At 47.0% G+C, this 25,766-nt stretch carries 26 protein-coding genes and 1 other annotated feature; of the genes, 10 read left to right on the forward strand and 16 right to left on the reverse strand.

Going from position 1 to position 25,766, the window contains the following annotated elements; translation table 11 throughout:
* The first annotated feature begins 396 nt into the window (after positions 1-396).
* Both dapD and G9U52_RS02150 read left to right on the forward strand, forming a co-directional pair.
* Complete coding sequence (gene dapD, locus G9U52_RS02145) at positions 397-1,107, forward strand: 2,3,4,5-tetrahydropyridine-2,6-dicarboxylate N-acetyltransferase (RefSeq protein WP_166145452.1); 711 nt, start codon at positions 397-399, stop codon at positions 1,105-1,107.
* A 156-nt stretch (positions 1,108-1,263) separates the two neighbouring features.
* Positions 1,264-2,430 carry an N-acetyldiaminopimelate deacetylase gene (locus G9U52_RS02150; protein ID WP_166145455.1) on the forward strand — a complete coding sequence of 389 codons (1,167 nt, stop codon included), beginning with the start codon at positions 1,264-1,266 and terminating at the stop codon, positions 2,428-2,430.
* Positions 2,431-2,510: 80 nt separating this feature from the next.
* Here G9U52_RS02150 and G9U52_RS02155 read toward each other — a convergent pair whose 3' ends face one another.
* The 3 genes from G9U52_RS02155 to lspA are packed head-to-tail and all read right to left on the reverse strand — an operon-like array spanning position 2,511 to position 5,124.
* A complete protein-coding gene (locus tag G9U52_RS02155; protein WP_166145458.1) occupies positions 2,511-3,665 on the reverse strand; it encodes an aminotransferase A in 1,155 nt (384 codons plus the stop codon).
* Positions 3,666-3,681: 16 nt separating this feature from the next.
* Positions 3,682-4,629: an RluA family pseudouridine synthase gene (locus G9U52_RS02160; protein ID WP_166145461.1), complete on the reverse strand. Its 948-nt coding sequence runs from the start codon at positions 4,627-4,629 to the stop codon at positions 3,682-3,684.
* Positions 4,630-4,632: 3 nt separating this feature from the next.
* Positions 4,633-5,124 (reverse strand): signal peptidase II, encoded by a 492-nt coding sequence (gene lspA / locus G9U52_RS02165; protein ID WP_166145464.1) that lies wholly within the window; start codon positions 5,122-5,124, stop codon positions 4,633-4,635.
* Between the two features lie 145 nt (positions 5,125-5,269).
* Between lspA and G9U52_RS02170 the strand changes: the two genes are divergently transcribed.
* Positions 5,270-6,031 carry a TraR/DksA C4-type zinc finger protein gene (locus G9U52_RS02170; RefSeq protein WP_166145467.1) on the forward strand — a complete coding sequence of 254 codons (762 nt, stop codon included), beginning with the start codon at positions 5,270-5,272 and terminating at the stop codon, positions 6,029-6,031.
* A 23-nt stretch (positions 6,032-6,054) separates the two neighbouring features.
* On the opposite strand, the gene G9U52_RS02175 is transcribed toward G9U52_RS02170, so the two are convergent.
* The 12 genes from G9U52_RS02175 to spoIIGA all read right to left on the reverse strand — a co-directional run bounded on the left by G9U52_RS02175 (position 6,055) and on the right by spoIIGA (position 16,688).
* Positions 6,055-6,375, reverse strand: coding sequence for a DUF5665 domain-containing protein (locus G9U52_RS02175; RefSeq protein WP_166145470.1), 321 nt, complete (start codon positions 6,373-6,375; stop codon positions 6,055-6,057).
* 90 nt (positions 6,376-6,465) lie between these two features.
* Positions 6,466-9,234, reverse strand: coding sequence for an isoleucine--tRNA ligase (gene ileS, locus G9U52_RS02180; RefSeq protein ID WP_166145473.1), 2,769 nt, complete (start codon positions 9,232-9,234; stop codon positions 6,466-6,468).
* Between the two features lie 60 nt (positions 9,235-9,294).
* Positions 9,295-9,556: a binding site (T-box leader), on the reverse strand.
* A gap of 40 nt (positions 9,557-9,596) precedes the next feature.
* Entirely contained in the window at positions 9,597-10,076 is a 480-nt protein-coding gene (locus G9U52_RS02185; RefSeq protein ID WP_166145476.1) for a DivIVA domain-containing protein, read from the reverse strand.
* 116 nt (positions 10,077-10,192) lie between these two features.
* Positions 10,193-10,975: a YlmH family RNA-binding protein gene (locus G9U52_RS02190; RefSeq protein ID WP_311764804.1), complete on the reverse strand. Its 783-nt coding sequence runs from the start codon at positions 10,973-10,975 to the stop codon at positions 10,193-10,195.
* 5 nt (positions 10,976-10,980) lie between these two features.
* The gene (locus tag G9U52_RS02195; RefSeq protein WP_375790221.1) at positions 10,981-11,247 is read right to left on the reverse strand and encodes a YggT family protein; all 267 of its coding nucleotides are present in this window, start codon (positions 11,245-11,247) and stop codon (positions 10,981-10,983) included.
* 35 nt (positions 11,248-11,282) lie between these two features.
* A complete protein-coding gene (locus G9U52_RS02200) occupies positions 11,283-11,705 on the reverse strand; it encodes a cell division protein SepF (RefSeq protein ID WP_166145483.1) in 423 nt (140 codons plus the stop codon).
* 45 nt (positions 11,706-11,750) lie between these two features.
* Complete coding sequence (locus tag G9U52_RS02205; RefSeq protein ID WP_166145486.1) at positions 11,751-12,434, reverse strand: YggS family pyridoxal phosphate-dependent enzyme; 684 nt, start codon at positions 12,432-12,434, stop codon at positions 11,751-11,753.
* A 15-nt stretch (positions 12,435-12,449) separates the two neighbouring features.
* The gene (gene pgeF / locus G9U52_RS02210; protein ID WP_166145489.1) at positions 12,450-13,307 is read right to left on the reverse strand and encodes a peptidoglycan editing factor PgeF; all 858 of its coding nucleotides are present in this window, start codon (positions 13,305-13,307) and stop codon (positions 12,450-12,452) included.
* Positions 13,308-13,435: 128 nt separating this feature from the next.
* Positions 13,436-13,744 (reverse strand): YlmC/YmxH family sporulation protein, encoded by a 309-nt coding sequence (locus tag G9U52_RS02215; protein WP_166145492.1) that lies wholly within the window; start codon positions 13,742-13,744, stop codon positions 13,436-13,438.
* A 180-nt stretch (positions 13,745-13,924) separates the two neighbouring features.
* On the reverse strand, positions 13,925-14,707 hold the full coding sequence (gene sigG, locus G9U52_RS02220; protein ID WP_166145495.1) for an RNA polymerase sporulation sigma factor SigG: 783 nt from the start codon (positions 14,705-14,707) through the stop codon (positions 13,925-13,927).
* Positions 14,708-14,854: 147 nt separating this feature from the next.
* Positions 14,855-15,577 (reverse strand): RNA polymerase sporulation sigma factor SigE, encoded by a 723-nt coding sequence (gene sigE, locus G9U52_RS02225; RefSeq protein ID WP_166145498.1) that lies wholly within the window; start codon positions 15,575-15,577, stop codon positions 14,855-14,857.
* Between the two features lie 31 nt (positions 15,578-15,608).
* The gene (gene spoIIGA, locus G9U52_RS02230) at positions 15,609-16,688 is read right to left on the reverse strand and encodes a sigma-E processing peptidase SpoIIGA (protein WP_243767084.1); all 1,080 of its coding nucleotides are present in this window, start codon (positions 16,686-16,688) and stop codon (positions 15,609-15,611) included.
* A 214-nt stretch (positions 16,689-16,902) separates the two neighbouring features.
* Here spoIIGA and G9U52_RS02235 point away from each other — a divergent pair, with 214 nt between their 5' ends.
* The 7 genes from G9U52_RS02235 (at position 16,903) to G9U52_RS02265 (ending at position 24,564) form a co-directional block, all read left to right on the forward strand.
* A complete protein-coding gene (locus G9U52_RS02235) occupies positions 16,903-17,901 on the forward strand; it encodes a beta-ketoacyl-ACP synthase III (RefSeq protein WP_166145504.1) in 999 nt (332 codons plus the stop codon).
* Entirely contained in the window at positions 17,891-19,180 is a 1,290-nt protein-coding gene (locus G9U52_RS02240) for an ATP-grasp domain-containing protein (protein WP_166145507.1), read from the forward strand. The genes G9U52_RS02235 and G9U52_RS02240 overlap by 11 nt, the downstream gene beginning before the upstream one ends.
* On the forward strand, positions 19,177-20,166 hold the full coding sequence (locus G9U52_RS02245) for an NAD-dependent epimerase/dehydratase family protein (protein WP_166145510.1): 990 nt from the start codon (positions 19,177-19,179) through the stop codon (positions 20,164-20,166). Before G9U52_RS02240 ends, G9U52_RS02245 begins: the two co-directional genes overlap by 4 nt.
* Positions 20,163-21,098, forward strand: coding sequence for an MBL fold metallo-hydrolase (locus G9U52_RS02250; protein ID WP_311764793.1), 936 nt, complete (start codon positions 20,163-20,165; stop codon positions 21,096-21,098). Before G9U52_RS02245 ends, G9U52_RS02250 begins: the two co-directional genes overlap by 4 nt.
* Positions 21,099-21,138: 40 nt before the next feature.
* Positions 21,139-22,497 (forward strand): F390 synthetase-related protein, encoded by a 1,359-nt coding sequence (locus G9U52_RS02255; RefSeq protein WP_166145516.1) that lies wholly within the window; start codon positions 21,139-21,141, stop codon positions 22,495-22,497.
* A gap of 86 nt (positions 22,498-22,583) precedes the next feature.
* A complete protein-coding gene (locus G9U52_RS02260; RefSeq protein ID WP_243767085.1) occupies positions 22,584-23,654 on the forward strand; it encodes a GNAT family N-acetyltransferase in 1,071 nt (356 codons plus the stop codon).
* Positions 23,655-23,667: 13 nt separating this feature from the next.
* On the forward strand, positions 23,668-24,564 hold the full coding sequence (locus G9U52_RS02265; protein ID WP_166145519.1) for an SDR family oxidoreductase: 897 nt from the start codon (positions 23,668-23,670) through the stop codon (positions 24,562-24,564).
* 37 nt (positions 24,565-24,601) lie between these two features.
* Here the strand turns inward: G9U52_RS02265 and ftsZ are convergent, their stop codons facing one another.
* Positions 24,602-25,735 (reverse strand): cell division protein FtsZ, encoded by a 1,134-nt coding sequence (gene ftsZ / locus G9U52_RS02270; RefSeq protein WP_166145522.1) that lies wholly within the window; start codon positions 25,733-25,735, stop codon positions 24,602-24,604.
* Positions 25,736-25,766: the final 31 nt, after the last annotated feature.

The raw sequence follows: 25,766 nt of genomic DNA on the forward strand, positions 1-25,766 counted from the left end.
CGCGCTCGGCTTCCTGCCTCAAGGTCTTCGACCTCCTGCTCCAGTGATAGACAAAATAAAAAACCTTGCTGGTGAGGGCAAGGTTCGCGGACATACGGAGATAAACGGTTGCGATTAGACAAGGCTCATTAGATGATCCCCTTCTATACCCAACAGTCGTTCATTCCATTCGTTCACCTTGCCAGTCTCTCTGGACTGAGTTTAAAGGTGCTTTTCAGTTAGGAGCATTATCCCACGTTCGACAGGCAATGTCAATAGGAAGCCCGCTTTATATGTCGCATTTTGTCAGTCTAAATATTGCTAGAACATGGCTTTTGTGCTATAAAGAAAAAGAAAGATTTCACCCGTGCCCTTAGTTGGCCACGCGGTATTTGATATAGGGAGTTGGAAACCTGCATGACAGAGATGAACACTTTGGAGATTATTCAATTTATTAAAAACAGCGTTAAGAAAACACCAGTTAAAGTTTATGTAAAAGGTGATTTGGATGCGATCGATTTTGGTACGGACATTCAATCCTTCTTATCCGGCAAAAGCGGTGTACTATTCGGTGAGTGGACAGAAGTAAAACGCATTTTGGACGAAAACCAAAGCCTTATTGAAGATTATGTCGTTGAGAATGACCGTCGCAACTCAGCCATCCCTACCCTTGACCTTAAGGGCATTAATGCACGTATTGAGCCCGGCTCCATTATTCGCGACAAAGTCACGATTGGCGATAATGCCATTATCATGATGGGTGCTTCCATTAATATTGGTGCTTCGATTGGTGCTGGAACCATGATCGATATGAATGTTGTTGTTGGCGGACGTGCAGTTATTGGTGCTATGTGTCATATTGGCGCAGGCTCCGTTGTCGCAGGCGTTATCGAGCCTCCTTCCGCTCAGCCCGTTGTGATCGAAGATGATGTTCTGATTGGTGCCAATGCCGTTATTCTGGAAGGCGTACGTATTGGTAAAGGCTCCGTTGTTGCTGCTGGAGCTGTAGTTACACAGGATGTTGCCGAATACACCGTAGTAGCGGGTGCACCTGCACGTGTTATTAAAATGGTAGACGCCAAAACCAAATCAAAAACCGAAATTTTAATGGATCTTCGCACACTGTAAGCTGTTCGACGATAAGGGCTCGGCGTCTATCGCCGGGCTTTTGTTATTTGCTTTTGGTATTTATGGAGACAGCATTCTGTAAATGATAATTTCTATTGCCCGGGAAATTTTACCATGAATACTTTCCCTGAATACTTTAGGAGGTCAAAAAAACTCATGATAACAAATTCAAATACGAGCTTGCGCACAGAACCAAGCCCTTTTGTAGAAATCCGCAGGCAGCTGCACCAAATTCCAGAGCCAGGTTATGCTGAATTTAAAACACAGCAGTTCCTGCTTGACTATATCCTAACCCTTAACCAAGACCGGTTGGAGACCCGGACATGGCGGACCGGTATATTGGTCAATGTAAAAGGTACTGCGCCGCGCAAGCGGTTTGGTTATAGAGCCGATATGGACGGGCTACCCATTAAAGAAGAAACTAGCTATGCCTTCCAGTCTGCACATCCGGGTTTTATGCATGCTTGTGGGCATGATGTACATATGTCCATAGGCCTCGGCATTCTTACGCATTTTGTTCAGCATCCGATTAGGGACGATATTACGTTTATTTTCCAGCCTGCCGAGGAAGGTCCCGGTGGTGCGCAGCCTATGCTTGAATCCGAAGAGCTGCAGGACTGGATGCCCGATACAATTGTTGCGTTGCATATCGCGCCGGAATATCCGGTTGGGACTATTGCTACGAAGCCGGGGATATTGTTCGCCAATACGTCGGAGCTATTTATTGATCTCACTGGCAAAGGCGGCCATGCAGCTTTTCCCCATCTTGCCAATGACATGGTCATCACTGCGTGCCAACTGGTTGCTCAGCTACAGACGATTATTTCACGGAATATCAATCCGCTCGATTCTGCCGTCATCACGATTGGTAAAATCGAAGGTGGCACCAAGCAAAATATTATCGCCGAAAAGGCACGCTTGGAAGGTACCATCCGCACACTTTCTGCTTCTACGATGACCTTGGTTAAGTCGCGTATTGAAGCACTTACAGCGGGTATGGAAACAGCCTATGACTGTAAGGTGGATATTGATTATGGCGCTAACTACCGGCAGGTTTTCAACGATGCGGAGACGACCGAGCATTTTATGGGATGGGTTCGCGAAACAGGGATTGTTCAATTAATTGAGTGTACCGAAGCGATGACTGGTGAGGATTTCGGATATTTTTTAGAAAAGATTCCCGGCTTTATGTTCTGGCTAGGGGTAGAAACACCTTACGGGCTGCATCATTCCAAAATCGAGCCCAACGAGCAAGCGATCGATTTGGCTATTCATTTAATTAGTAGCTATTTCACTGCGATGTCTGATGGGGATCAAGAATAACTCAAATATTTTTGACGATCGACAAGCGGCAAAAAGCTCCTCTAACCCGACTGGGCCAAAGGAGCTTTTTCACTTTCCTACTACAGCTTTTTAATAAACCGTTCCAACCGCTCCATCGCTGTTTCCAGCACTTCCATTCCGTAAGCATACGAAATACGGATATACCCTTCCCCATAACTAGAAAAGGCATCCCCAGGTACAACTGCAACCTTCTGCTCGTCCAGCAGTCTCATCGTGAATTCCATCGACGAAAGCTTAAAGCGTTCAATGGAAGGGAATAAGTAAAATGCGCCTTCCGGCTTCTCCAGCTCAAAGCCCATTTCCAGCAAACGCCCATAGACATAATCCCTGCGCTCCATATAAGCAGCTTTCATGGGGAGTGCGTCGTCTACACCATTCGTTAATGCCTCCAAGGCAGCATACTGGCTAATCGAGCTCGCACACGTTACATTATATTGGTGCACCTTCACCATATGCTTGGAAATATACGCTGGGGCAAAAGCAAACCCAATCCGCCAGCCTGTCATGGAATGGGACTTGGATAAGCCATTAATGACAATCGTTTGATCCCGCATAGCGGCAATTGCAGCTATCGAAACATGGGGTTGGTCATAGATCAGCTCACTATAAATTTCATCTGAAATTACGAAAATCGGTTTGCCCGCAAGTAAGCTGGCAATCGCAGCAAGCTCTTGTGCATCCACGACCCGCCCCGTTGGATTCGATGGGTAACAAAGAATAATGCAGCGTGTTTGATCGGTAATATGCGGTGCCAATAACTCGGCAGTCAGCTTAAAGCCGCTTGCTCTCGTATCGACATATTTGGGAACACCGCCACATAAGCGAACCAACGGTTCATAGCCAGGGTAAATCGGTCCTGGAATTAACACCTCACTGCCAGGCTCAAGTATCGTCCTGAGCGTAATATCCAAGGCTTGGCTAGCTCCCGTAGTTACGATCACTTCTGATTCTGGTGAGTATTCCAAACCGTATTTACTTTTCACAAATGCCGATGCCGCCTGCCGAAGCTCGATCAGGCCGGGATTCGGCGTATAAATGGTTTTTCCAGCGTCAATCGCTCGTTTGGCCGCTTCTAGAATATGGCCAGGTGTTGGAAAATCCGGCTGGCCGATCGTTAATGAAACGGCATCCGGGTATTGGCTAACCAAATTAGCGATTTTTCGGATACCCGATATTTGAATATCCTTTACACTGGGATTGATTAAATGCTCCATGGCCATTTCCCCATTCTTATTGATTTTTCAAGACATGCAGCAAATGCTGCATATCCGCAGGCATATCCGCCTCAAACTGCAAATGCTCACCCGTCCTTGGATGGATGAAGCCTAGAACGGCTGCATGCAGCGCTTGCCCCTCCATAGTAGCGCCTTTGCCGCGTGAAGTTCCATAAGCCGGGTCTCCCACCAGTGGATGGCCAATATACTTCATATGGACGCGAATTTGATGCGTTCTACCGGTCTCCAGCTTCAACTCCAGCATCGTATAATCCCCAAACCGCTCTAATACCACAAAATGGGTCATTGCCTGCTTGCTGTTGTGCTCAGTGACCTTGTACATTTTGCGATCATTCGGATCCCTGCCAATCGGAGCATCAACCGTCCCTTGCCCATGGGTAACATTACCGTGGACAATCGCGATATATTTGCGGTTCACTGTATGCTCCTTTAATTGCGCGGCAAGGGAATGATGTGCGGTATCATTCTTAGCTGCCATTAGCAGCCCTGATGTATCTTTATCAATCCGATGGACAATACCGGGACGCATCACACCATTGATTCCAGACAGGTCCTTACAGTGATGTAAAAGCGCATTAACTAACGTGCCGCTATAATGGCCTGGTGCCGGATGGACTACAAGCCCTCTTGGCTTGTTGATCACAATAACGTCTGCATCTTCATAAACAACATCAAGCGGAATATCCTCAGCCGCCATGTTCAACTCTTCGGGCTCAGGTGTAATCAATACAATCCGGTCGCCAAGAGCCAGCTTATAATTTGCTTTTACTGCAGCTCCACTCACAAGCAGATGCCCTTCTTTAATCCATTGCTGCACAAGGCTTCGCGATACATCCTCGTCCAACGCCTCGGTTACAAACTTATCTACCCGCTCACCACGATCCTGCACTTCCGCAATCCACTCTTTACGGTTATCCAGCTCTTCTTCTTCAGAAACAGCCATTGCTTACACGCCTCTCTTTTCTCTTCTCCAGCTTACAAACGAATCGATAAATATAAGTGCAACACCTATACAAATCGCGGAATCCGCTATATTAAAAATGGGATAAGTATAATCTATTGGACTGCCCAACCAATTAAATTGAAAACGGAATTTCAGAAAATCAACTACTTCACCGAACAATGCCCGATCTACAAAATTCCCTAAAGCTCCCCCTAACAGCAAACTTAAAGCAACAGGGAGCAGCTTTTTGCCTTCCTTAAAGGACTTACGCAAAAAAATCGTAATACCAACCGCAACAAGCAGAGTAATCACAATAAAAAACCAGCGCTGGTCCTGCAAAATACCAAAAGCCGCACCCCGATTTCGGTGGGAGGTAATCTCGAAAAACTCACCAATGACCGGTCGTGTTTCACCTAATACAAGGCGATTGACTATAAACCACTTGGTTACCTGATCCAACAGCAAAGCGATGAATGCATAAACGTAGTATCTCAACTTCACATCTCCTTACCGCTTTTGTCAATCATGAATACAGGTATAGCTGAATTTCAAATATTTGACCCTTATAAAAAAGCCCGTTTTCGCAAAAAATAACAGCACATGCTTGATAGCATGCTTGATTGAAGGAGGCGACAGCAATTTGAACCCACATTCAGCTTCATTAAACCCACAGCAGATACAAAGCCTGCAGTCCATATTGCTGGACGAAAAGCAATGGCTAGATGCCCACCTAGAAGCAAACGGCCACTTCGGACTTTCTGAATCCTTGCGCGACCAAACCGGTGAATTATCCACCAATGACAACCATCCAGCCGACTTAGGGTCTGAGCTGTTTGAGCGCAGCAAAGATATAGCACTTAATGAAAACCACGAACACCACTTTGAGGAAGTGACAAAAGCCTTAGAACGGCTAGAGAATGGACAGTATGGCTTGTGCGCTGTCTGTGGGGTAGCCATTCCCTATGAAAGGCTACAAGCGGTGCCAACTACTTTATATTGCAAAGAGCATGTCCGAGGCCATAGCTCTAACGACCGTCCTGTAGAGGAGCAGCTCCTAGACCCTCCCTTCGGCAGAACCAGCTTCGACGGGAAAACGAAAGAAACTGAATTCGACGGCGAGGATGCTTGGCAAATCGTTGAAAGCTGGGGCACCTCCAATTCACCTGCTATGGCGGAGAACCCTAACGTTTCCAATTCCTATGATAACATAGAAATTGAAGCGGATGAGCAGGTTGGTTATGTCGAAGCCTTCGAAAGCTTTTTGGCTACCGATATGTATGGCCGCCATGTACAAGTCGTTAAAAACCAGGCTTATCACGATTATATCCACAGCAATGAAGGTGACAACTTTCTTGAATTAGACCCAGAGTTCGATGAGAACGATTATACCGAGATGACTTAGAAAGAGAAAGCAGGCTAGCTGATTTAAAAGGTCCTGCCTTCCAACTGATACTGCACATGCTTAATAATATCTGCAATATAATCACCAATGATTGGCAGGTTTAAAGCTCCTATTAATTGCAAAGCGTAAAGAATCGTTGTAGCAAAAATGGTAAAGCCAATGGCAATGCCGACCCCACGGGATAAGCCTGCCAAAAGGTTGGAAAGAATGAGCTTGCGCGGACTATTTAACAAATTCACATAGTCGGCTATTTGTGTCCGTTCCATATGGTTAGCGATTTTAGTCACTTGCTGGTGAATGCTTTCCATAAGCTTACGATCCGGCAATGGATGGTGTCCACTCATTCTAATTCCTCCATAGTTAACATATCAGGGGCATCCCGGCTGGCAAGCACCATTATGCCACTATGCTGCCGGGCTTACTCTGATATGATTTTATGTGACAGGCATTTGCTTAACTACTTCCGCACAACGTTTGCATAGTGCAGGATGCTCTTGATCTTCACCCACATCCTTGGTAACGTTCCAGCAGCGTTCACACTTCTTACCCTCTGCCACTTTAACCTCGACAGAAAGCCCTTTAGAGGAACGGGCACCTTCAGGCGCCTTCTCGCCAGCTTCATGCACTTGCACAGCCGAAACAATAAATAATTGCTCCAATTGCTCTAATTCTGCCAACAGCTTGCCTTGCTCCGCATCTGGATACAGATGCACAGCCGCCCCTAAGGAATTACCGATCATTTTCTCTTTCCGCGCTTCTTCCAACGCCTTCAGCACATCGTCACGCAGCACAATAAATTGCTCCCATTTCGACTCCAGTGCTTCATCGAACAAAGCGGAGTTAACTTCCGGCAGCTCGCTTAATTGGATGCTGTCTTGCTCCACGCCTGGGATATAGCCCCATACTTCATCAGCGGTATGCGGCAAAATAGGGGCAATCAACTTAGTTATTGCCGTCAACGCCTCATATAATACAGTCTGCGCCGCTTTTCTTCCTTGATCAGAGGGGGCACTGGCATAAAGGCGATCCTTTATAATATCCAAATAGAAAGCACTCAGCTCGACCGCGCAGAAGTGGTGAACAGACTGATACACAATATGAAATTCATACGCATCATAGGCCTTGATCACCCGATCTGTCATCCGGTTCAAACGAGCCAATGCAAACCTGTCGAGCTCGTTCATATCGCTAGTAGCGACACGGTCGGTTGCTGGGTTAAAGTCAGACAAATTGCCCAGCAAAAAACGCAAGGAATTGCGAATTTTACGGTACACCTCGGTAATTTGCGTTAATATTTTATCGGACACCCGATGGTCCTGCTGGTAATCAACGGAAGCAACCCATAGACGCAAAATATCGGCTCCCAGCTTCTCACACACGACATTAGGGTCAACCGTATTACCGATCGACTTGGACATCTTACGTCCTTCGCCATCAAGTGTAAAGCCATGGCTCAGGATACCTTTGTAAGGAGCCGTCCCCTTGACCGCAACTCCGGTAATTAACGAGGAATTGAACCAGCCGCGATATTGGTCTGAGCCTTCCAAATACAAATCAGCCGGCCATTGCAGCTCTTCCCGCATTTCCAGTACAGCCATATGGCTGGAGCCGGAATCAAACCATACATCCATAATATCGGTTTCTTTACGGAACTCCGTATCTCCGCTTACTGGGCAAACCGTACCCTCTGGCAGCAATTCAGCGGCTTCCTTTTGAAACCAGGCATTGGAGCCTTCCCGTTCAAAAATTTGCGCCACATGCTCAATCGTTTCTTTGTTGACTAGCGGAATGTTGCTGTTGCGGCCATAAAAAATTGGAATCGGCACGCCCCACACCCTTTGCCGGGAAATGCACCAGTCTCCACGATCTGCGATCATATTGTGGAGGCGAATTTCTCCCCAGCTTGGTGTCCATTTCACCTGCTTGATTTCATCCAGCATTTCCTGGCGAAACTTATCAATGGAAGCAAACCATTGCTCGGTTGCCCGATAAATGACAGGCTTTTTGGTACGCCAATCATGCGGATATTGATGCTGGATCATGCTCATGTGAAGCAGGCGGCCAGATTCTTTTAACATTTCAATAATGACTTTATTGCCTTTATCATAAAACATGCCCTCGAAGCCAGGAGCTTCTGCAGTGAAATGCCCTTGATCGTCCACGGGACATAACACGCCAAGCTTATAGCGCTGGCCCACCACGAAGTCATCCTCACCGTGCCCTGGAGCGGTGTGTACACAACCTGTACCAGCTTCAAGTGTTACATGCTCGCCTACCATGACCAAGGAGGTCCTGTCGTAGAAAGGATGCTGGCACAGCACATACTCCAGCTCACTGCCCTTGAATTGCTGCAGCACTACGGCATCCGTCCAGCCGATTTCCTTGGATACAGCTCCCAGCAGTCCTTGGGCCACCACATATTTTTTGCCTTCGACCTCGACAAGCACATATTCGAATTCAGGATTCAGGGAAATTCCTAGATTGGCAGGAAGCGTCCACGGTGTTGTTGTCCAAATAATAATCGAAGCATCCTCCGGCAGCTTGCCTTTACCATCCTTAACTTGAAAAGCTACATAGATCGAAGCTGATGTTTTGTCTTGGTATTCAATTTCAGCCTCAGCCAAAGCGCTCTCTGAAGATGGGGACCAATATACCGGCTTTAAGCCTTTATAAATATAGCCTTTATTGACCATTTCCCCAAAAACACGGATTTGCTGGGCTTCGTATTCCGGCTGCAAGGTAATGTAGGGATGACTCCAGTCGCCACGAATGGCCAAGCGTTTAAACTGTTTTTTCTGCCGTTCTACCGATTGCAAGGCATAATCCTTACAATATTCGCGAAACTCATGCACGCTCATTTTTTTGCGGTCAATTTTGTCGTTATTGGCAACTGCCTGCTCAATTGGCAAACCATGCGTATCCCAACCAGGAACGAATGGCGCATCATAGCCCTGCATCGTTTTAAAGCGCACAATAATATCCTTAAGCACCTTATTTAAGGCATGGCCAATATGAATATCTCCATTGGCATAAGGAGGCCCGTCATGCAAAATAAATTTCGGCTTGCCTTTGCGGCTTTCTTGAACCCTTTTATAAATATCAATCTCTTCCCAGTGCTGCTGCATACCCGGTTCTGCCTGTGGCAAATTTCCACGCATAGGAAAGTCCGTTTGCAATAAATTTAATGTTTTTCCATAGTCCATGTTATTACCCGCTCCTTCTTCATTTTACAATAGCAAATATGCAAAAAAACCCCTCACCCCCATAGGGACGAGAAGCCTCGCGTTACCACCCTGATTAAGACTGTGTGCCAAGACTAAAGACCCCTTTATGTAAAAAGTGTCCTAGAAACTGCATAAACAGCCTTCACTCAATAATCGCTAACGGGATTAGCCGATTCTCTCTACTAAGGTTCAAGAGAATGCTCATGGGTGATTTTCCATTACTGCAAGGATCGGGCTCACACCAGCTCCCGACTCGCTTACCTTGCGTACGTAACCTACTCTTCCCACTCAACGCTTTTTCTGATCATTTTAGCAGTTTCTCTATAAATAGGCAAGCCAGCCTAAGCCTGCTCAATTTCTATACGCTCCATGGCATTCCAGTCTTCCTGGCCGAGCAGCTCCAATTGAGCTTCCAGCAGCGTCCGAAAACGAGTTCGGTAGATCGAAGCTTGTTTTTTCAATTCTTCAATTTCTATGGAAACCTTGCGTGATTTTGTCAAAGACTCATTAATGATCCGATCCGCATTTTTCTCGGCTTCCTTAATAATGAGTTGCGCTTCTTTTTTGGAATTGCTTCTCAGCTCATCAGCCGCTTCCTGTGCCACAATAATCGTTTTGCTAAGCGTCTCCTCGATATTGGAGAAATGCGTAAGTCGTTCTTGGATCGCTGCTAGCTGATTCTGCAAATCCTTGTTCTCACGAATATTAGCTTCGTAATCTTTAATAATTTGATCTAAAAATTCGTTGACCTGATCCTCATCATAACCCCTGAACGACCGCCCAAATTCCTTATTATGTATATCCAATGGTGATAAAGCCATTGCTGCACCTCCTGAATAATTGACAACAGTACGGAAATAGCCCTGTCCGACGCGTACTCCTATATTCGACGGCATGCCCAATATTTCCTGCATAATGAAACAAAAAAAATCGGCAATTAAACATATTTGCCGATTTTAACGCGGTATCTCCCTTTTTTTGTAACACCTTCCACTTCCAAAACCTGAAAACGACCAAATCCTTGCAAAGATACCATATCTCCTGCTTTCAAAGGCTTACTTGGGTCTTCCTCTTGCTTCCAATTTACCTTACAGCGTCCCGCTTTAATCGGAATTAAAATTTTGGCACGGCTGAGATGGTAAACATCACTAACAATCCCATCCAAGCGAAGGGAGGCCACGGATAAGCTTTGCTCCTCTAGCCTTGTCTTGGCAGGCTCCAGTTGATCCAAGGAAAGCAGGGTAGTCTGAACATGGACGCGATGAACCTGCTGCAAATTAAGCCGCATATAATCGGCCACTTCTATGGCAACAAGGAACTGGCAGCCTTGATCAGTCACATAAATATCGCCGACCTTGTCTCTTTTCATACCAATAGCTAGGATCGAACCCATGTAATCCCCATGATCCAAATCCTTCAGCTTGTTATCGAGAGAAGTCACAGATATCAGGCTGATGCCCATATCCTCTTTATCCAATACACGGTAATCAGGGGCTATAAAAGCACGCTTACGCTCTGCATGCTCATGCCCCCCGTCAAAACGAATATGTATATCCCTGCTTCGGTTAGCTAACGCCGATACAATAAAAGCCTGGCGCGGATCGAGAAAATCCGTCAGCTTCACCATATGTTGCTCCGCACGAGCCACCCACTCCGCGGCTTTATCTACAAAGCGATGCTCGTCAGGATGAAAGTGGGCATAAATTTGTTCGGTCTGAATGTCCATTATCTCATGAAAAAGAGCAGGATGGCTGCAATTCCTTGACCCACGAAGTTTAAAGCAATTAAGGCAACAAGCGGTGATATATCAATAACTCCGGCAATAGGTGGTATAAACCGCCGGAATATCGATAAATAAGGCTCACAGAGCTTGCCCAATATTTCGCCAACAAAGCTCTCTTTGGCGGCTGGCAGCCATGATAACAGCACGTAGGCTATCAGCATGTATGTATAGATTTGTATAAGCGTGTCAATGTAGCCGATAATAGCGATCAACCTGTTCACCTCGATTTAAATAGTGTTTGAAGCTAACCTTCTGTGTTCATCATTTCGGAGATTGATCCGTGTATTTCTACCGTGTCTGGTGTGCATAGAAAGATATTCGGACCAATTTTGGATATAGAGCCATTAAGTGCATAGACAGTACCGCTCAAAAAATCGACAATACGTGTTGCTTGGTCTGAACGTACCAAATGTAAATTAACAACAACAGGGCGTCGTGAGCGCAAATGGTCAGCTATTTCCTGCGTATCCTCGTAAGACTTAGGCTCATTGAGAATAACACGTACTTGCTTAGCGGAGTGAATACTAACAATGTTACCTTTGTTTTTACGTTGCTCCACCGGATTGGTTTCATGATCTTCTTGTTGTTCGGCGACTTGTTCACGTTCGATGATTTCTTCTTCTTCCTGAATCCCGATAAAGTTCATGAATTTATTCATCATTCCCATTTATTCTCCTCCTCAAAGTTTTTGGAAAAACTGGCTCCGTAAACATTATTCTTTCCCTACTAGAATGGTCCCTAACCGAACCCAGGTTGCGCCTTCCTCGATAGCCACTTCAAAATCATTAGACATGCCCATCGACAAATGAGCAATTTCATACCCTAAAACTTGCTCTTTATTTAATTCATCCCGAAGTCTGCGTAGCTCTCGAAATACCGGGCGGGTTGACTCGGGCTCCGCTTCGTAAGGTGCCATGGTCATAAGCCCGACAATTCGAATATGCGGCATATGGACAAGCTTCTCAACAAAACCTTTTAATTCATCAGGGCTCATCCCATACTTGGTTTGCTCGCCTGAAATATTAAGCTGGATAAAGCAGGACACGACCAAGTTTAATGCCGCAGCTTTTTTCTCGATTTCGGTAGCCAAGGACAAACGGTCCAGTGAATGAATATAGGCAAACTTGCCAATTACATCCTTCACCTTATTCGTCTGAAGATGCCCGATAAAATGCCAAACCGCCTGATCTTGAAACGCTTCCCATTTGGGCTGCACATCCTGCCAGCGATTTTCTCCAATATGATTCATGCCCAGGCGAATCGCTTCACCCGTCGTTTCGATGGACACGTATTTGGTAACGGCAATAATCTGCACGTCCTGGCGATTTCTATGGGAACGTTGGCAGGCTTTTATAACTTTAGCTTCTACCTGCTCCATATGTTGCACTAACTCCATAAAAGGATATCACCTCTATTCATAAAAACCGATCCAAGCAGCCATTCTCCCAGTTTTTCCCAGCTCTTTGCGGTGAGAAAAAAACAAATCAGTTCGACAGCTGGTACATAAACTACTCATTTCGATATGGGCAGGCATAATTCCTGCTTTCATCATAATTTGTCGATTCATTTGTTGCAAGTTCAAGTTATATTTGCCATTCGATGTGCTCTCATAAATGGGTGGAGTGCCCTCCGCTGCTTCATTAAGAATGCCCATTTCCTCCATAGTCTCACAAAATCTTGAGACTACAGTATCATTTACCTCATAACAGCATGCTTGAATCGACGGACCAATAACAGCCAGCACATCTTTGGCTTTGGTTCCATATTCCCGTTGCATAGCCTTTAAGGTTTCGAGTGCAATTTGCAAAGCCGTTCCCTTCCAGCCTGCATGGGCGATGCCTACAACCCGTTTAACCGGATCATAGAAATAGAGGGGCACACAGTCCGCAAACAAGACATGAAGGAAAAGACCTGGCTCATTCGTAATAAAGGCATCCTTGGCCTGGATCGCATCATCGCGAGAATCAGTTCCTGCTCCTGCATGGAGCTTCACTACCTTCTGCACCTCATTGCCATGAACCTGCTCCCCGTATGTGCATTGCTGCAAATGAACGTTTAGTGAGTTGGCTAGCAGCTGGCGATTGCTGATAACATGAGCGGGAACATCGTCCACATGAAGCCCGCAGTTCAAACTGCCAAAGGCTTCCTGGCTCACTCCGCCGTGACGGGAGGTAAAGCCCGCTGTCAGGCTGCTGTCCCGTTCCATCCAGCTATTTATGATCAATAATTCGCATCCATTATCTGCCTTTTCCGATACGAAAGGTTCCATAATCCGCCTCCCATCGCTTTTCTACCAGCTATCCATAGAAGTGCGGTGAACAATGGCTGTTCGCTTGCCTTGTCCTTATGGTACCAGTATACACCAATGTGCCAAAAACAGCACTCTTGCTGCATATTTCAGGGCTGTGCTCGATAATTCTTATTAAATTCGTAATAAGGCTCCGGTTCCTGCTCCTTCTGGCGGAAGGTGCGGACATCATCAACTTTGACCAACACCACATCCATACCGATTTTCACGATATTTGTCCATGGGATCACAACGTCGGAGGATCCACCGAATAATCCAAAAAAACGGCTGGGATTAGGCACAACGATCGATTCGATCGTGCCATTGCGTAGATCCAGCTCCAAATCGCTAATTTGCCCAAGCTTTTTTCCGTCCACAATATTGATTACGTCCTTGGTTTGAAAATCTGATATTTTCACGTTGCTACCACCACGTATTCATTGGATTGTTAATTTCTTATACTACTATATGTAGGACTTGGGCAAAATGTCCCCTCTGTGGAAAAAAGACCCCTCGCTGAAATCGATTCAGCAAGTTGGTCTTGGTCAGGCTTGGCAAATATTATCGTAGGGTGATCCCAAAAAAGTGTTAATTTCAATTTAGTTTTTAACATGCTTTTGCATTTGTGAGATCGCAGACTTTTCCAAGCGTGATACCTGCGCCTGGGAAATGCCAATTTCGTCGGCAACCTCCATTTGCGTTTTACCATCAAAAAAACGCATAGACAAAATCATTTTTTCCCGTGCATTCAGCTTATGCATCGCTTCGCGAAGCGCAATTCCTTCGATCCAGGAGACATCCTTGTTCCGGTCATCACTAATTTGATCCATTACATAAATGGGGTCACCACCATCATGATAGATGGGTTCGAATAAGGAGACCGGATCCTGGATCGCATCCAAAGCAAAAACTACATCCTCTTTAGGTACATTCAAGGCTTCCGAAATTTCATAAATTGTAGGCTCCCGGCAATTTTGATTCGTCAAGGTATCGCGAACCTGCAGTGCCTTATAAGCGATATCCCTTAGCGACCTGGAGACACGGATTGGATTATTATCACGTAAATACCGGCGAATTTCACCTATAATCATCGGCACGGCATAAGTAGAAAATTTCACATTTTGGCCTAAGTCAAAATTATCGATTGCCTTCATGAGTCCGATACATCCGACTTGAAACAAATCATCCACAAATTCGCCACGGTTATTAAAGCGTTGAATCACACTGAGCACTAAGCGAAGGTTGCCATTCACAAGCTTTTCTCTAGCTGATCTTTCATTAAGCGTCTGTAATTTCATGAATAATTCACGCATTTCCGCGTTAGTTAATACAGGAAGCTTTGCCGTATCTACACCGCAAATCTCGACTTTATTACGGGTCACCGTGATTACCTCCCAAGGAGAAACATTAATGTTAATTATCCCCTCGGACTTTAATTTTATGCGTAGCCGACAGAAACAAAGCTTCTCTTTTCCTCGGTCGACCCTAAATAAAAAACTCCAGAAACGACCTGGAGCTTCAAAATTTCGTTACACCATTTTGTTAAATTCCTTGCGCAGCCGCTTAATAATCCGCTTCTCCAAGCGGGAAATATACGATTGCGAAATGCCCAACATATCAGCAACATCCTTTTGGGTTTTCTCCTCCCCATTTTGCAGCCCAAAGCGCAATTCCATAATGGTACGCTCACGCTCAGATAATTTATCTAATGCCTTATGCAGCAGTTTGCGGTCTACTTGCTCTTCAATATTGCGATAAATCGTATCGTTCTCCGTGCCCAGCACATCAGACAGCAAGAGCTCATTCCCATCCCAATCAATATTTAAAGGCTCATCAAAGGATACCTCACTGCGTGTCTTGTTGTTGCGGCGCAGGTACATTAAAATTTCATTCTCGATACAACGCGAGGCGTAGGTGGCTAATTTAATTTTTTTCTCGGGATCAAAGGTATTAACCGCCTTAATTAAACCAATGGCGCCAATCGATACCAAATCCTCGATATTGATGCCTGTATTCTCAAACTTACGGGCAATATACACAACAAGCCTAAGGTTTCGTTCGATCAGCATCGCACGGATCGCCGAATCACCGGTAGTTAGCTTTCCCAACAAATATTCTTCCTCTTCTCGTGTAAGTGGAGGCGGTAGTGCTTCACTCCCACCAATGTAATAAATTTCTTCACTCTTCAGCTTAAGCAGCATCAGCAGACGGTAATAAGCAATCTGCATGCGCAGCTTCCATGTTAATGACATGAACTTCGTTCCTCCTTGCGCTTAGGATGAGTTATGGCTGCAGCAGCTTGGGATGTATAATCGCTTGGTAAGAATTGTCGGAGCTAAGCTTGCCGCCATCTAGCCCTATCCATACTTTGTGGGATTCCATACATCGGTTCTGGTGGCTAATGGTAACCCGGTCCGGTTTAATCGCAAGCATAAACTGGGTGGCTTTATTAATGCCTCGATAAGGCACTAGCCTCAACCGATCCTGCCAAATAAAGCTTTCCATTTCATGATCTTGTTCATGATCTTGACCCATGCCCGCGAGAATTTGGTCAACCTGTGAGTCGCGAATTTTTTGCATCCATGCCTTGGGTACATAGGCTTCGTATTGCGAGGCTTCAATAATCATGACCGGAGTGCGAGTTAATGGGTCATACAACTGATTGCCGGTATCAATCAAGCCGATGCAGCTCAATCTCACCATACCGATATCAATCTGAACGTTGGCAAAAAAAGAGGTCAACTCCTCTCGCTGTTTAGCGCTTTGGAACACATGCTTGTAAAACCAAATCACAGTAACGAGTGCCAGAGAAATAAAAATAAGACCAAATCGAAGCTCATGCGTAATTCCACCGGATTGGCTAATAGCAATGCCATTCCATACCTCATTCGAGCTTTGCCAAAAATAATGAATCGCCAATATACCGCCAGCCGCTACAAAATTAATTAAATAAAAGATGCCCATATTTCGTAAAAAGTGCTGTAGGCTGACTATTCCGAAGCTTATCGCAATCATGATTAAGGCAAAACAAAGCTTTACAATAAACGTAAATAAAAAAGACAAAGCCGGAATAAACATAAATACCACGTAGATTGCGCCAATGCCAGAACCGATCAGGAGCCTCCACCATACAACCGGTATTTTACGTGTTCGCGCCGTCATATAAAGCAACAGCCCGTCAATCAAGAAATTGACCAGGAAAATAAGATCCACATATACGATCATGTTTATTTTCCTCTCTACAGCCTTTTCGTAGCCTTTTGGCAGCCTTCTTGCAGGAAGATATCTTCCTACATGTACAGATACTTTTAGAGAAACTATCACTTCAGGTGCATCCGCTGAGACAAGTATATATAACTTCATTTCCAAAGTCTGTCTAACCATGCAGCGGTTGGCGGTCTTTTTTTGTCGTCTATTGTCTGCAATAGCCTTAGCATTATGAAGTACAACCAGCCTCCTTACAGGGAATCGATTTACTCCTGTCGAATTGGGTACTAGAATAAGATAGTACTTTTCATTCTCCGGCATTACTTTACAATAGAGGAACGTCGGAGCTTTTATACTAGGAGGACTCATCATGAAACCACGCAAAGTCAAAATAGTGGGTACGGGAACCTATTTACCCAAGCAACTCATTACTAGCGATGAGATGGATCGTAGATTAGGTGTTCCTGCTGGCTGGACCCATTTGAAATCAGATGTCAAGACTCGCCATTTTATACTGAATGAAACAGCTTCCGAAATGGGTGCCAGCGCTGCCTATGCGGCATTGGAGGATGCAGGGCTAGCCTTTGCCGATATTGATTGTATCGTGTGCACCAGCGGAACGATGCAGCAGCCTATTCCCTGTACAGCCGTATTGATCCAAAAAGCGATGCAGCAGGAAAATTCCGGCGTGCCTTGCTTTGATGTGAATGCTACCTGCTTAAGCTTTGTAACGGGTTTAGACCTGATTTCATATTTGATAGATGCGGGACGATACCGCCGTGTGCTGCTCGTAGCGACGGAAATCGCATCCGAAGGGATCAACTTCAATGATAAAGAAAGTGCTGCTTTATTCGGAGATGGTGCCGCTGCGGTCGTCATTGAACAAACGGCTCCAGCCGAAAGCTCGGCTATTCTGCATGCCGCTATGGAAACGTATAGCTCTGGTTCGGAATTTTCGGAAATTAGGGCGGGCGGGAGTGCCCAGCATGCAAAGCATCATACAACCGATAATGAGGAGGACTATTTGTTCCGGATGAACGGCCACGCCATTTTTCGAATGGCTTCCAAGCTGCTTCCCCCGTTCGTGGAGCAGTTGCTTCTTAAATCACAGCTGCAAATCTCGGACATTAGCCTGGTCATTCCCCACCAGGGAAGCGCCATGGCCATGAAATTATTGCGAAAGCGTTTAAATATTTCTGAAGAGCAATTGCTATACACGACACCCATTTTTGGCAATACGATTGCCGCTTCTATTCCAATTGGGCTGCATGAAGCGATCCGCCACAAGCAAATGTCCCGCGGTGACCGCATCCTCCTGCTTGGCACCTCTGCCGGACTTTCGTTGGGGGGAGTTATCTTTGAGTATTGATAAGATTGCCCACGCGGTTATTGAACAAGCTGGTGAGCAGACGGTCATGAAAACTGCACACCAGCCCACCCTACATATACTGCTTACCGGTGGCCGGGCGCCTATAACGCTAGAATTGGCAAGGATGCTGGCTAAAGCCGGCCATCGCATCGACCTTGCGGAAAGCGTGCCCCATCATCTATGCCGGCAATCACGCTCTGTAGCCCAAAGCCACCAGGTACCGGCGCCTAACAAGGATCCGGAGCCATATATCGCTGCACTTGTGGATATCATTCAGAAAAGGCATATCCATATGCTCATTCCAACCTGTGAGGAAATATTGTGGATTGCGCGCGGGCTGCCCCAACTGGATCGGCTTTGTAAAGTGGTCGCCGCGCCATTGGAGCAGTTGAAGAAGCTCCATAGCAAGTGGGATTTTATTAAGCAAGCCGAAGCGTATGGGCTGGCCATCCCCTATACACAAGCGATCCATAACGAAGAGGATTGGAGGGCAATTGTCGGGGAGGAACATGCTTTGTTACTGGATGGTTATGTATTGAAGCCTGCATTTTCAAGGTTTGCTGAAAATGTCCAATTGTTTGGACCAACTGTTGCTCTTAATGAGCGGTTAAAAGGCTTGAATCCTTTGCATTCGCCTCAAGCAACCCCAGAGCGCCCTTGGATTATCCAGCAGTATATAAGCGGCAGGCCGCTTTGCACCTACAGTGTAGCCTTTCAAGGCGTTGTGGTCGCCCATACTGCCTATGAGGTTAGGTATACGGCTAATCGTGGCGCTTGTGTTTATTTCCAACCGCTCGACCACCCCGAACTTATGGCATGGGTTCGCACATTTGTAGAGAAGGAGCATTTTAGTGGGCAAATTGCCTTTGATTTTATTGAATCTGCTCAGGATCGTACCCTTTATCCCTTAGAATGCAACCCAAGGGCAACGAGCGGCATCCATTTATTCAGCGAAGGCGATGGTTTGGAGCAAGCGCTCCTTGCTCCAGAAGTCTTGGTGGCAGCAGGCGATTGCATCCAGCCCCACTCCGGCAAGGCTTCTATGCTTTCTTTGGCCATGCTTGGCTTTGGACTTAAGGAGGCCACCTCCTGGCGAGGGTTTAGCCGCTTTTGGCAGCACTTTGTTAAGGCACGCGATGTGATTTGGAAGTACAACGATCCGCTGCCGTTTTTTGAGCAAATTCCGCAATTGCTTGATACTTGGCGGGTAAGCAAAGCCCAGCGTATCTCCCTAACCGCTGCCATGACCTATGATATTGAATGGAATGGGGAGCCATGAAAGCACTCCTAACAGGAGCCACCGGTTTTCTGGGCGGCCGCTTGGCGGAACGGTTGCTTGGTTTAGGCTGGGAGGTAACCGCGCTCGGACGTAATGCGACGCTCGGCGGGCTGCTGCAAACCAAGGGCGCCCGCTTTATGCAGGTTGACCTTCAAGACCAAGAGGCGGTCATGGCCGCTTGCTCTGGCCAGGAGGTTGTCTTCCACAGCGGTGCTCTTTCCTCACCGTGGGGAAAGTACGCTGATTTTTACAGCACAAATGTCGAAGGAACCAAGCATGTGATTGCTGGCTGCTTCCAGCATGGGGTGCAGCGCCTTATCCATATTTCTACGCCCAGTGTCTATTTCGACTTTCAGGATCGGTTGAATATTACCGAGTCCGCCCCACTTCCGACTAAATTTGCCAATGCCTATGCAGCAACGAAGCGGCTCGCCGAGCTTGAGGTTGAGCAAGCCTGTAACCGCGGGCTAAGCGCTGCCATCCTTCGTCCACGGGCGATCTTTGGTCCAGGGGACAGCTCGATACTGCCCAGGCTGATCCGCGCCAATGCTTCCCGGGGAGTGCCACTCATCGATGGCGGCTTGGCATGGATTGATTTAACTTATGTGGATAACGTAGTGGACGCATTACTCCTTTGCTGCCAGGCTCCCTCCGATGCTATGGGGCGTATTTATAATATTTCCAATGGGGAGCCTGTCCAGCTAGCCACCATGCTGCCCCTGCTTTTCAGCGAACTGGGCGTCCCGATGCGAATAAAACGGCTCTCCTACCAAGTCGCCTATCAGTTAGCGGCCGTTATGGAGCTGATTGCCAATTTGCGCCCAAGTAAACCTGAACCGCTCTTAACCCGCTACAGCGTTGGCGTTCTGGGGCGTAGCCAGACGCTTGATATTAGCGCAGCTAAGCAAGCATTTGGCTATGCCCCTCAAATTAGTGTATGGGCCGGTTTACAGGCATTTGCCCAGTACTGGAGGAGCCGCCAGTGACCACAAGGCCTTTCCAGCTACCGCCGATCGAGCGGCTGCATTGGTTAAGCGCAGGCTACTGCACCCATCATGAATGGGTGACCATGCGCGGCGGCGTATTTCAAGCCGTACAGTTCCCGGCCGGCTTCGCTTGTATTGAGCATCCCCATGCCGGGCTTATTTTGTTTGATACCGGTTACTCGGAGCGGTTCGCTAAAGAGACCTCACATTTTCCGACTTCTATATATGGGCGGTTAACTCCTGTTTATTTCCAGAAGGAGCAAAGTGCTTCAAGCCAGCTTCGGCAATTAGGCTATGCGCCTCAGGATGTTGCGATCATAATGATCTCGCACTTTCACGGCGACCATATCGCAGGGCTGCGCGACTTTCCGAATACCCAATTCATCTATGCTGCCGAAGCTTATGAGGCGGTTTACAGAAAGCGTGGGCTGGCAGCCGTGAAAGCAGGCTATTTGCCCGGGCTGCTGCCTGATGATTTCGAAAAGCGTTCTCGACCTTTCAGGCTCCAACCGTTGTCGGCATCGGCTACAAAGCATTCTTTCCCAGTATCTGCTCTCTCAGCGCCTTCCTTAGCCATTCCTACTGAGGCAGTTCGTTATACAGCCTTGCCTAATGGGAGCCCCTTTCCAGTGGGCTATGATATTTTAGGCGATGGCAGTCTGGTAGCCATCGATCTGCCGGGCCATGCTGCTGGGCAGATCGGCTTATTCCTTTCTACTACGGAGCAGGATTACTTGCTCTGCGCTGATGCGGCCTGGTCCAGCCGAGCTATACGAGACAACCTGCCGCCCCATCCATTGGCAGGGATTATTATGTCCAACCGCAAGGGCTATGCGGACAGCTTTGCCAAGCTTGTAGAACTGCATCAAAGATTCCCGTCCCTTTGCATCATGCCTACTCATTGCCTGGAACATCAAAAAGTGAGTTACTAAAAAAATGAGTTACTCAAGGAATTTAAGGAGTTGATCACTTATGCTGGTTCATAAAGGAACAGCTCTCTGGCATTATTTCCTAAGTCGCTATGGTCGCCGTTGGGCGAGCCGCCCCGCTTTCGAGCAATGGCAGGAAGCGAGGGTCCAAGAGCACTTAAACCGTGTACGCCATGCCTCCTTGTTTTACCGCGAGCTATGGGATGGGCTGCCGCTGTCACGCTGGCGCGAATTTCCGATCATCGATAAACAGCTTATGATGGAGCATTTCGACCAATTGAATACGGCCAGCATTCATAAAGAGGAAGCCTTTGCGCTGGCGATGAAAGCCGAACAAACCCGAGACTTCACACCGGTACTGCATGGAATCACAGTCGGCTTATCGTCGGGCACCTCCGGCAGCCGTGGTTTATTTCTGGTCAGCCCTCAAGAGCAATATAGTTGGGCGGGTATGGTGCTTGCAAAGGTGCTGCCGGGCTCTCTTTTTGCAGCTCACCGCATCGCTTTTTTCCTTAGGGCTAACAGCAATTTATATGGCTCTGTCAGCGGAGGGCGTCTGCGGTTCGAGTTTTTTGACTTGCTCGAACCCATGCAGCAGCATATACAACGATTGAACCAATATCGTCCCCATCTTTGGATCGCCCCCCCTTCGGTACTCCGGCTGTTGGCGGAAGCATATCGCCAAGGTAGGCTGCTGGTTAAACCTAAGCGCATTGTATCTGTTGCCGAAGTGTTGGATCCGCTCGATAACCAGCACATTGAAGCTGTTTTTAACCTGCCTGTCCATCAGGTTTACCAATGTACCGAGGGCTTTCTAGCTGCTACCTGCGCGCATGGAACCCTACATTTAAATGAGGACATTGTCGCTTTTCAAACAGAAGCTATTGGTGGTGAACGAAACGGAAATAGCCAACGCTTTGTACCGATCCTTACGGATTTCACGCGCTTTACCCAGCCGATTATCCGTTATCGGCTTAATGATATCCTAATAAAACGTCCCACTGCTTGTGCCTGCGGCTCCCTTATGACAGCGATTGAAGCCGTGGAGGGCCGCTGTGATGATTTATTTTATTTGCCCCACCAAGCGAGTGCAGAGCTAGTGCCCGTATTCCCGGATCTGCTCACCAGAGCCGTCATGGGAGCTGCGCCTTTTGTGGGTGCCTATAAGCTTATTCAAACTGCTCCCAGCCGAATTGAGCTTTCACTGCAGCTTGAAACCGATCCGGAAGCCACTCCTGTACCCGGCTCTATATCTGATGCCGTCCATACGTCTATTAGAGAAGCCTTAGAAGCTTTATTCAAGCGTATGCATTGCCTCATACCGGAGATCGCCTTTACTCCCTATGAGCCTGTCCTCAAGTCAAGGAAATTACGCCGTGTTGAAAGGAGGTTTACGCTCTGAATTGCAGCATCGATTTATATAATCGTGACAATATTCACCAGCTGACATGGCCAGATACAGAGGCCGGCAGTTATGCCAAACGGTATTTGCTTCCATTCATCAAGGGATCGCCCACCACTTATATAGGCAATGTAGCCACGGAGCTCTATGTGCTCCTGATTGATGGACAAGTTATCCCCCTTACCGTTAACTATAAGGAATATGATAATTCCTATGTATGTTCGCCGTTCACGCATTATGTAACTTATGCCAAGCAGGAGCTTGTTTTGCTGCAAAATCGCAGCCTTGAAAAAGCGCTCGCCCTATTATTAAACGGGGTTGGAGTTGGCTTAAAGCTTGGGAGTTTAAATAAGGCCGTCCATATTAATAATTGGCTGTTATCCACCAATTTGTGTGTGGAGCTTGCGCCCGATCAGATCGAAGCTATTCTGTATTATTTACGCCTAAGATTTCCTGATCACGCTTTGGCATGGCGTTCCCTTAATCGCGATACCGCTAAATCGCAAACTGACAGCCTAGCCGCTCTTGGCTGCCGTCTAGTCCCTAGCCGGCAAATTTATATGCTGCCCACTACCCAACAAGATGGCCTGCCTTCCAAAGCCCGTTGGCTTGTGAAACGGGATTATGGGCTGCTAGAAAAAAACGGCTATTCGGTCGTTTCGCCTGACGAGCTGGCACGTTCCGATACACCACGGTTGGTCAAGCTGTATAATGCGTTATACTTGGATAAATATTCACGCTGCAATCCATGGTTTAACGAAAGCTTTATGGAATTGGCCCTGCGCGAGCGGCTGCTGGAAATCTATGCCCTGCGCCATAATGAAACCGGACGCATTGATGCAGTGCTTGGCTATTATTCCCGTGATGGCGTTATGACTACGCCAATCTTTGGTTATAATACCGAGCTGCCCCAAAGCCTCGGGCTCTATAGGATGCTCTCAGCCGTTCTTATACGGCTGGCCTTACACAATGGCCATTTGCTTCACGAAAGCTCAGGAGCAGCCCAATTTAAGCGTAACAGAGGGGCTACATCCGCTATCGAGTATACAGCCGTATATGATAGACATTTACCCGCATACCGTCGATGGGGCTGGTCGCTACTAGAGACCGTACTCAATCGGATCGGCGTGCCCCTGATGAAAAAACACAAATTTTAAGGAGGAGTCCCTGATGAACAACAGCTACAGCTCAACATCCCAGTCCCTTCCTTCATTGCCCTCTGCGTTGCCAACCGCTCTTGTCACTGGATCATCCAGTGGCTTCGGCCAGCTAATCGCTCTCACCTTGGCGCAAAAGGGTTACCAGGTTATTGCTACCATGAGGGATTTAAATAAACAGGCACCGCTTATAAATGAAGCCAAAAAAGCTGGTATCGATATGCGTATTGAAAGTGTAGAACTGGATGTAACCAACCATAAGGCAATCTTAGATGTAACCAAGGCGCTTATCGACAAATACGGGAGAATAGATGTGTTGGTCAATAATGCAGGTTATGCAGTTGGGGGCTTTGTTGAGGATGTGCCTTTAGCGGATTGGCAGAGGCAAATGGAAACCAATTTTATGGGGGTGGTCGCCGTTACAAAAGCCGTTCTCCCCTACATGCGCGAGCAGGGGACTGGTTATATCATCAATATTAGCAGCATTAGTGGCCGTGTGGGTTTTCCCGGCTATGCCCCTTATGTGGCATCCAAGTTTGCTGTAGAAGGTTTCAGTGAAGCGCTTCGCCTAGAACTAAAACCCTTCGGTGTGCAAGTTGTCCTCGTTGAGCCCGGAGCCTACCCCACCAATATATGGAAAAAAGGATTTGATACCATCCATACTTCGCAACACTCCCCTTACCAGGATAAGCTGCAGGCGATCCTTAGCTATTCTCGGAAAACTGCTAGCCAAGGTGCTGATCCCCAAGAGGTTGCTGACGCTGTTGCCCGTATTTGCGCGATTAGGTATCCTAAGCTTCGCTATGCGATGGGCAATGGCGTTTCTTTGCTTTTATGGGCCAAGATGCTGCTGCCCTATAGCTTTCTTGAACGGACGATGATCAAGATGCTCGGAACAACAAAAAAATGACTTCGATGAATCCGAAGCCATTCTGCAGTGCCCATCTTTATTTGTCGTTATTGTTTTTGCCACGATTACGGAGGAACGTCGGAATATCTAGCTGATCGCTCGTAGGCTGTTGTTGGGTACTAAATGGACGCAAATTATTTACACGGTTATCCGTGGGTTCCGCTGCAGCATGTGCAGACAGGTTCGAAGGCTTGCGAACAGGCGGTTGTGGTGCTGCCTTATGTTCAAAGCCTGTAGCAATAACAGTAACCATAATTTCGTCTTTAAGCTTTTCGTCAATTACAGCACCAAATATCATATTTACTTCCAAATCAGAAGCAGATGCTACGATATCAGCAGCTTCGTTAACTTCATATAAGGAAAGATTAGCGCCGCCTGTAATATTCATTAACACACCACGTGCACCTTCAATAGATGTTTCAAGCAATGGGCTTTGAATGGCTTTTTTGGCAGCTTCAGCTGCACGATTCTCACCTGTTGCAATGCCGATTCCCATTAACGCGGAGCCGCGCTCCGTCATAATGGTTTTCACATCTGCAAAATCCAAATTGATCAGACCGGGTACGGCAATCAAGTCTGAAATCCCTTGCACACCTTGACGAAGCACATTGTCGGCTTCGCGGAAAGCTTCAAGCATAGGCGTCTTCTTGTCCACAATTTCCAGCAAGCGGTCATTGGGTATAACAATCAGTGTGTCGACCTTTTCTTTCAGTGCCGCTATTCCTGCTTCTGCTTGTGCTGCACGCTTTCTACCTTCAAATGTAAACGGTCGCGTGACAACACCTACTGTCAATGCGCCACATTCCTTGGCGATTTCAGCGATAACTGGAGCAGCCCCTGTGCCCGTTCCTCCGCCCATTCCTGCCGTTACGAAGACCATATCTGCGCCTTTAAGTGTGTTAAAGATATGTTCCTTGGATTCCTCAGCGGCTTTTTTGCCCACTTCCGGGTTTGCCCCTGCCCCCAAACCACGAGTCAGCTTATCGCCAATTTGCAGCTTGTGATCGGATTTGGACATATGGAGTGCTTGAGCATCGGTATTAACCGTTATGAACTCTACACCTTTAAGTCCGTTTTCAATCATTCGGTTGACGGCATTACTTCCCCCGCCGCCTACACCAATGACTTTTATTTTTGCAAGCTGGTCCATGTCCATATCAAATTCAAACATAGCTGTCATTATCCTCCTCATTAAAGCTTAA

It is taken from the genome of Paenibacillus agricola, from assembly GCF_011440305.1.
Lineage (GTDB): Bacteria > Bacillota > Bacilli > Paenibacillales > NBRC-103111 > Paenibacillus_S > Paenibacillus_S agricola.

Bases quoted from the DNA above. Each gene is read 5' to 3' on its own strand.
- dapD (WP_166145452.1), top strand. From the start codon at position 397: ATGACAGAGATGAACACTTTGGAGATTATTCAATTTATTAAAAACAGC.
- G9U52_RS02150 (WP_166145455.1), top strand. From the start codon at position 1,264: ATGATAACAAATTCAAATACGAGCTTGCGCACAGAACCAAGCCCTTTT.
- G9U52_RS02155 (WP_166145458.1), bottom strand. From the start codon at position 3,665: ATGGAGCATTTAATCAATCCCAGTGTAAAGGATATTCAAATATCGGGT.
- G9U52_RS02160 (WP_166145461.1), bottom strand. From the start codon at position 4,629: ATGGCTGTTTCTGAAGAAGAAGAGCTGGATAACCGTAAAGAGTGGATT.
- G9U52_RS02175 (WP_166145470.1), bottom strand. From the start codon at position 6,375: ATGAGTGGACACCATCCATTGCCGGATCGTAAGCTTATGGAAAGCATT.
- ileS (WP_166145473.1), bottom strand. From the start codon at position 9,234: ATGGACTATGGAAAAACATTAAATTTATTGCAAACGGACTTTCCTATG.
- G9U52_RS02185 (WP_166145476.1), bottom strand. From the start codon at position 10,076: ATGGCTTTATCACCATTGGATATACATAATAAGGAATTTGGGCGGTCG.
- G9U52_RS02200 (WP_166145483.1), bottom strand. From the start codon at position 11,705: ATGGGAATGATGAATAAATTCATGAACTTTATCGGGATTCAGGAAGAA.
- G9U52_RS02205 (WP_166145486.1), bottom strand. From the start codon at position 12,434: ATGGAGTTAGTGCAACATATGGAGCAGGTAGAAGCTAAAGTTATAAAA.
- pgeF (WP_166145489.1), bottom strand. From the start codon at position 13,307: ATGGAACCTTTCGTATCGGAAAAGGCAGATAATGGATGCGAATTATTG.
- sigE (WP_166145498.1), bottom strand. From the start codon at position 15,577: ATGTCATTAACATGGAAGCTGCGCATGCAGATTGCTTATTACCGTCTG.
- spoIIGA (WP_243767084.1), bottom strand. From the start codon at position 16,688: ATGAAGTTATATATACTTGTCTCAGCGGATGCACCTGAAGTGATAGTT.
- G9U52_RS02235 (WP_166145504.1), top strand. From the start codon at position 16,903: ATGAAACCACGCAAAGTCAAAATAGTGGGTACGGGAACCTATTTACCC.
- G9U52_RS02245 (WP_166145510.1), top strand. From the start codon at position 19,177: ATGAAAGCACTCCTAACAGGAGCCACCGGTTTTCTGGGCGGCCGCTTG.
- G9U52_RS02255 (WP_166145516.1), top strand. From the start codon at position 21,139: ATGCTGGTTCATAAAGGAACAGCTCTCTGGCATTATTTCCTAAGTCGC.
- G9U52_RS02265 (WP_166145519.1), top strand. From the start codon at position 23,668: ATGAACAACAGCTACAGCTCAACATCCCAGTCCCTTCCTTCATTGCCC.
- ftsZ (WP_166145522.1), bottom strand. From the start codon at position 25,735: ATGTTTGAATTTGATATGGACATGGACCAGCTTGCAAAAATAAAAGTC.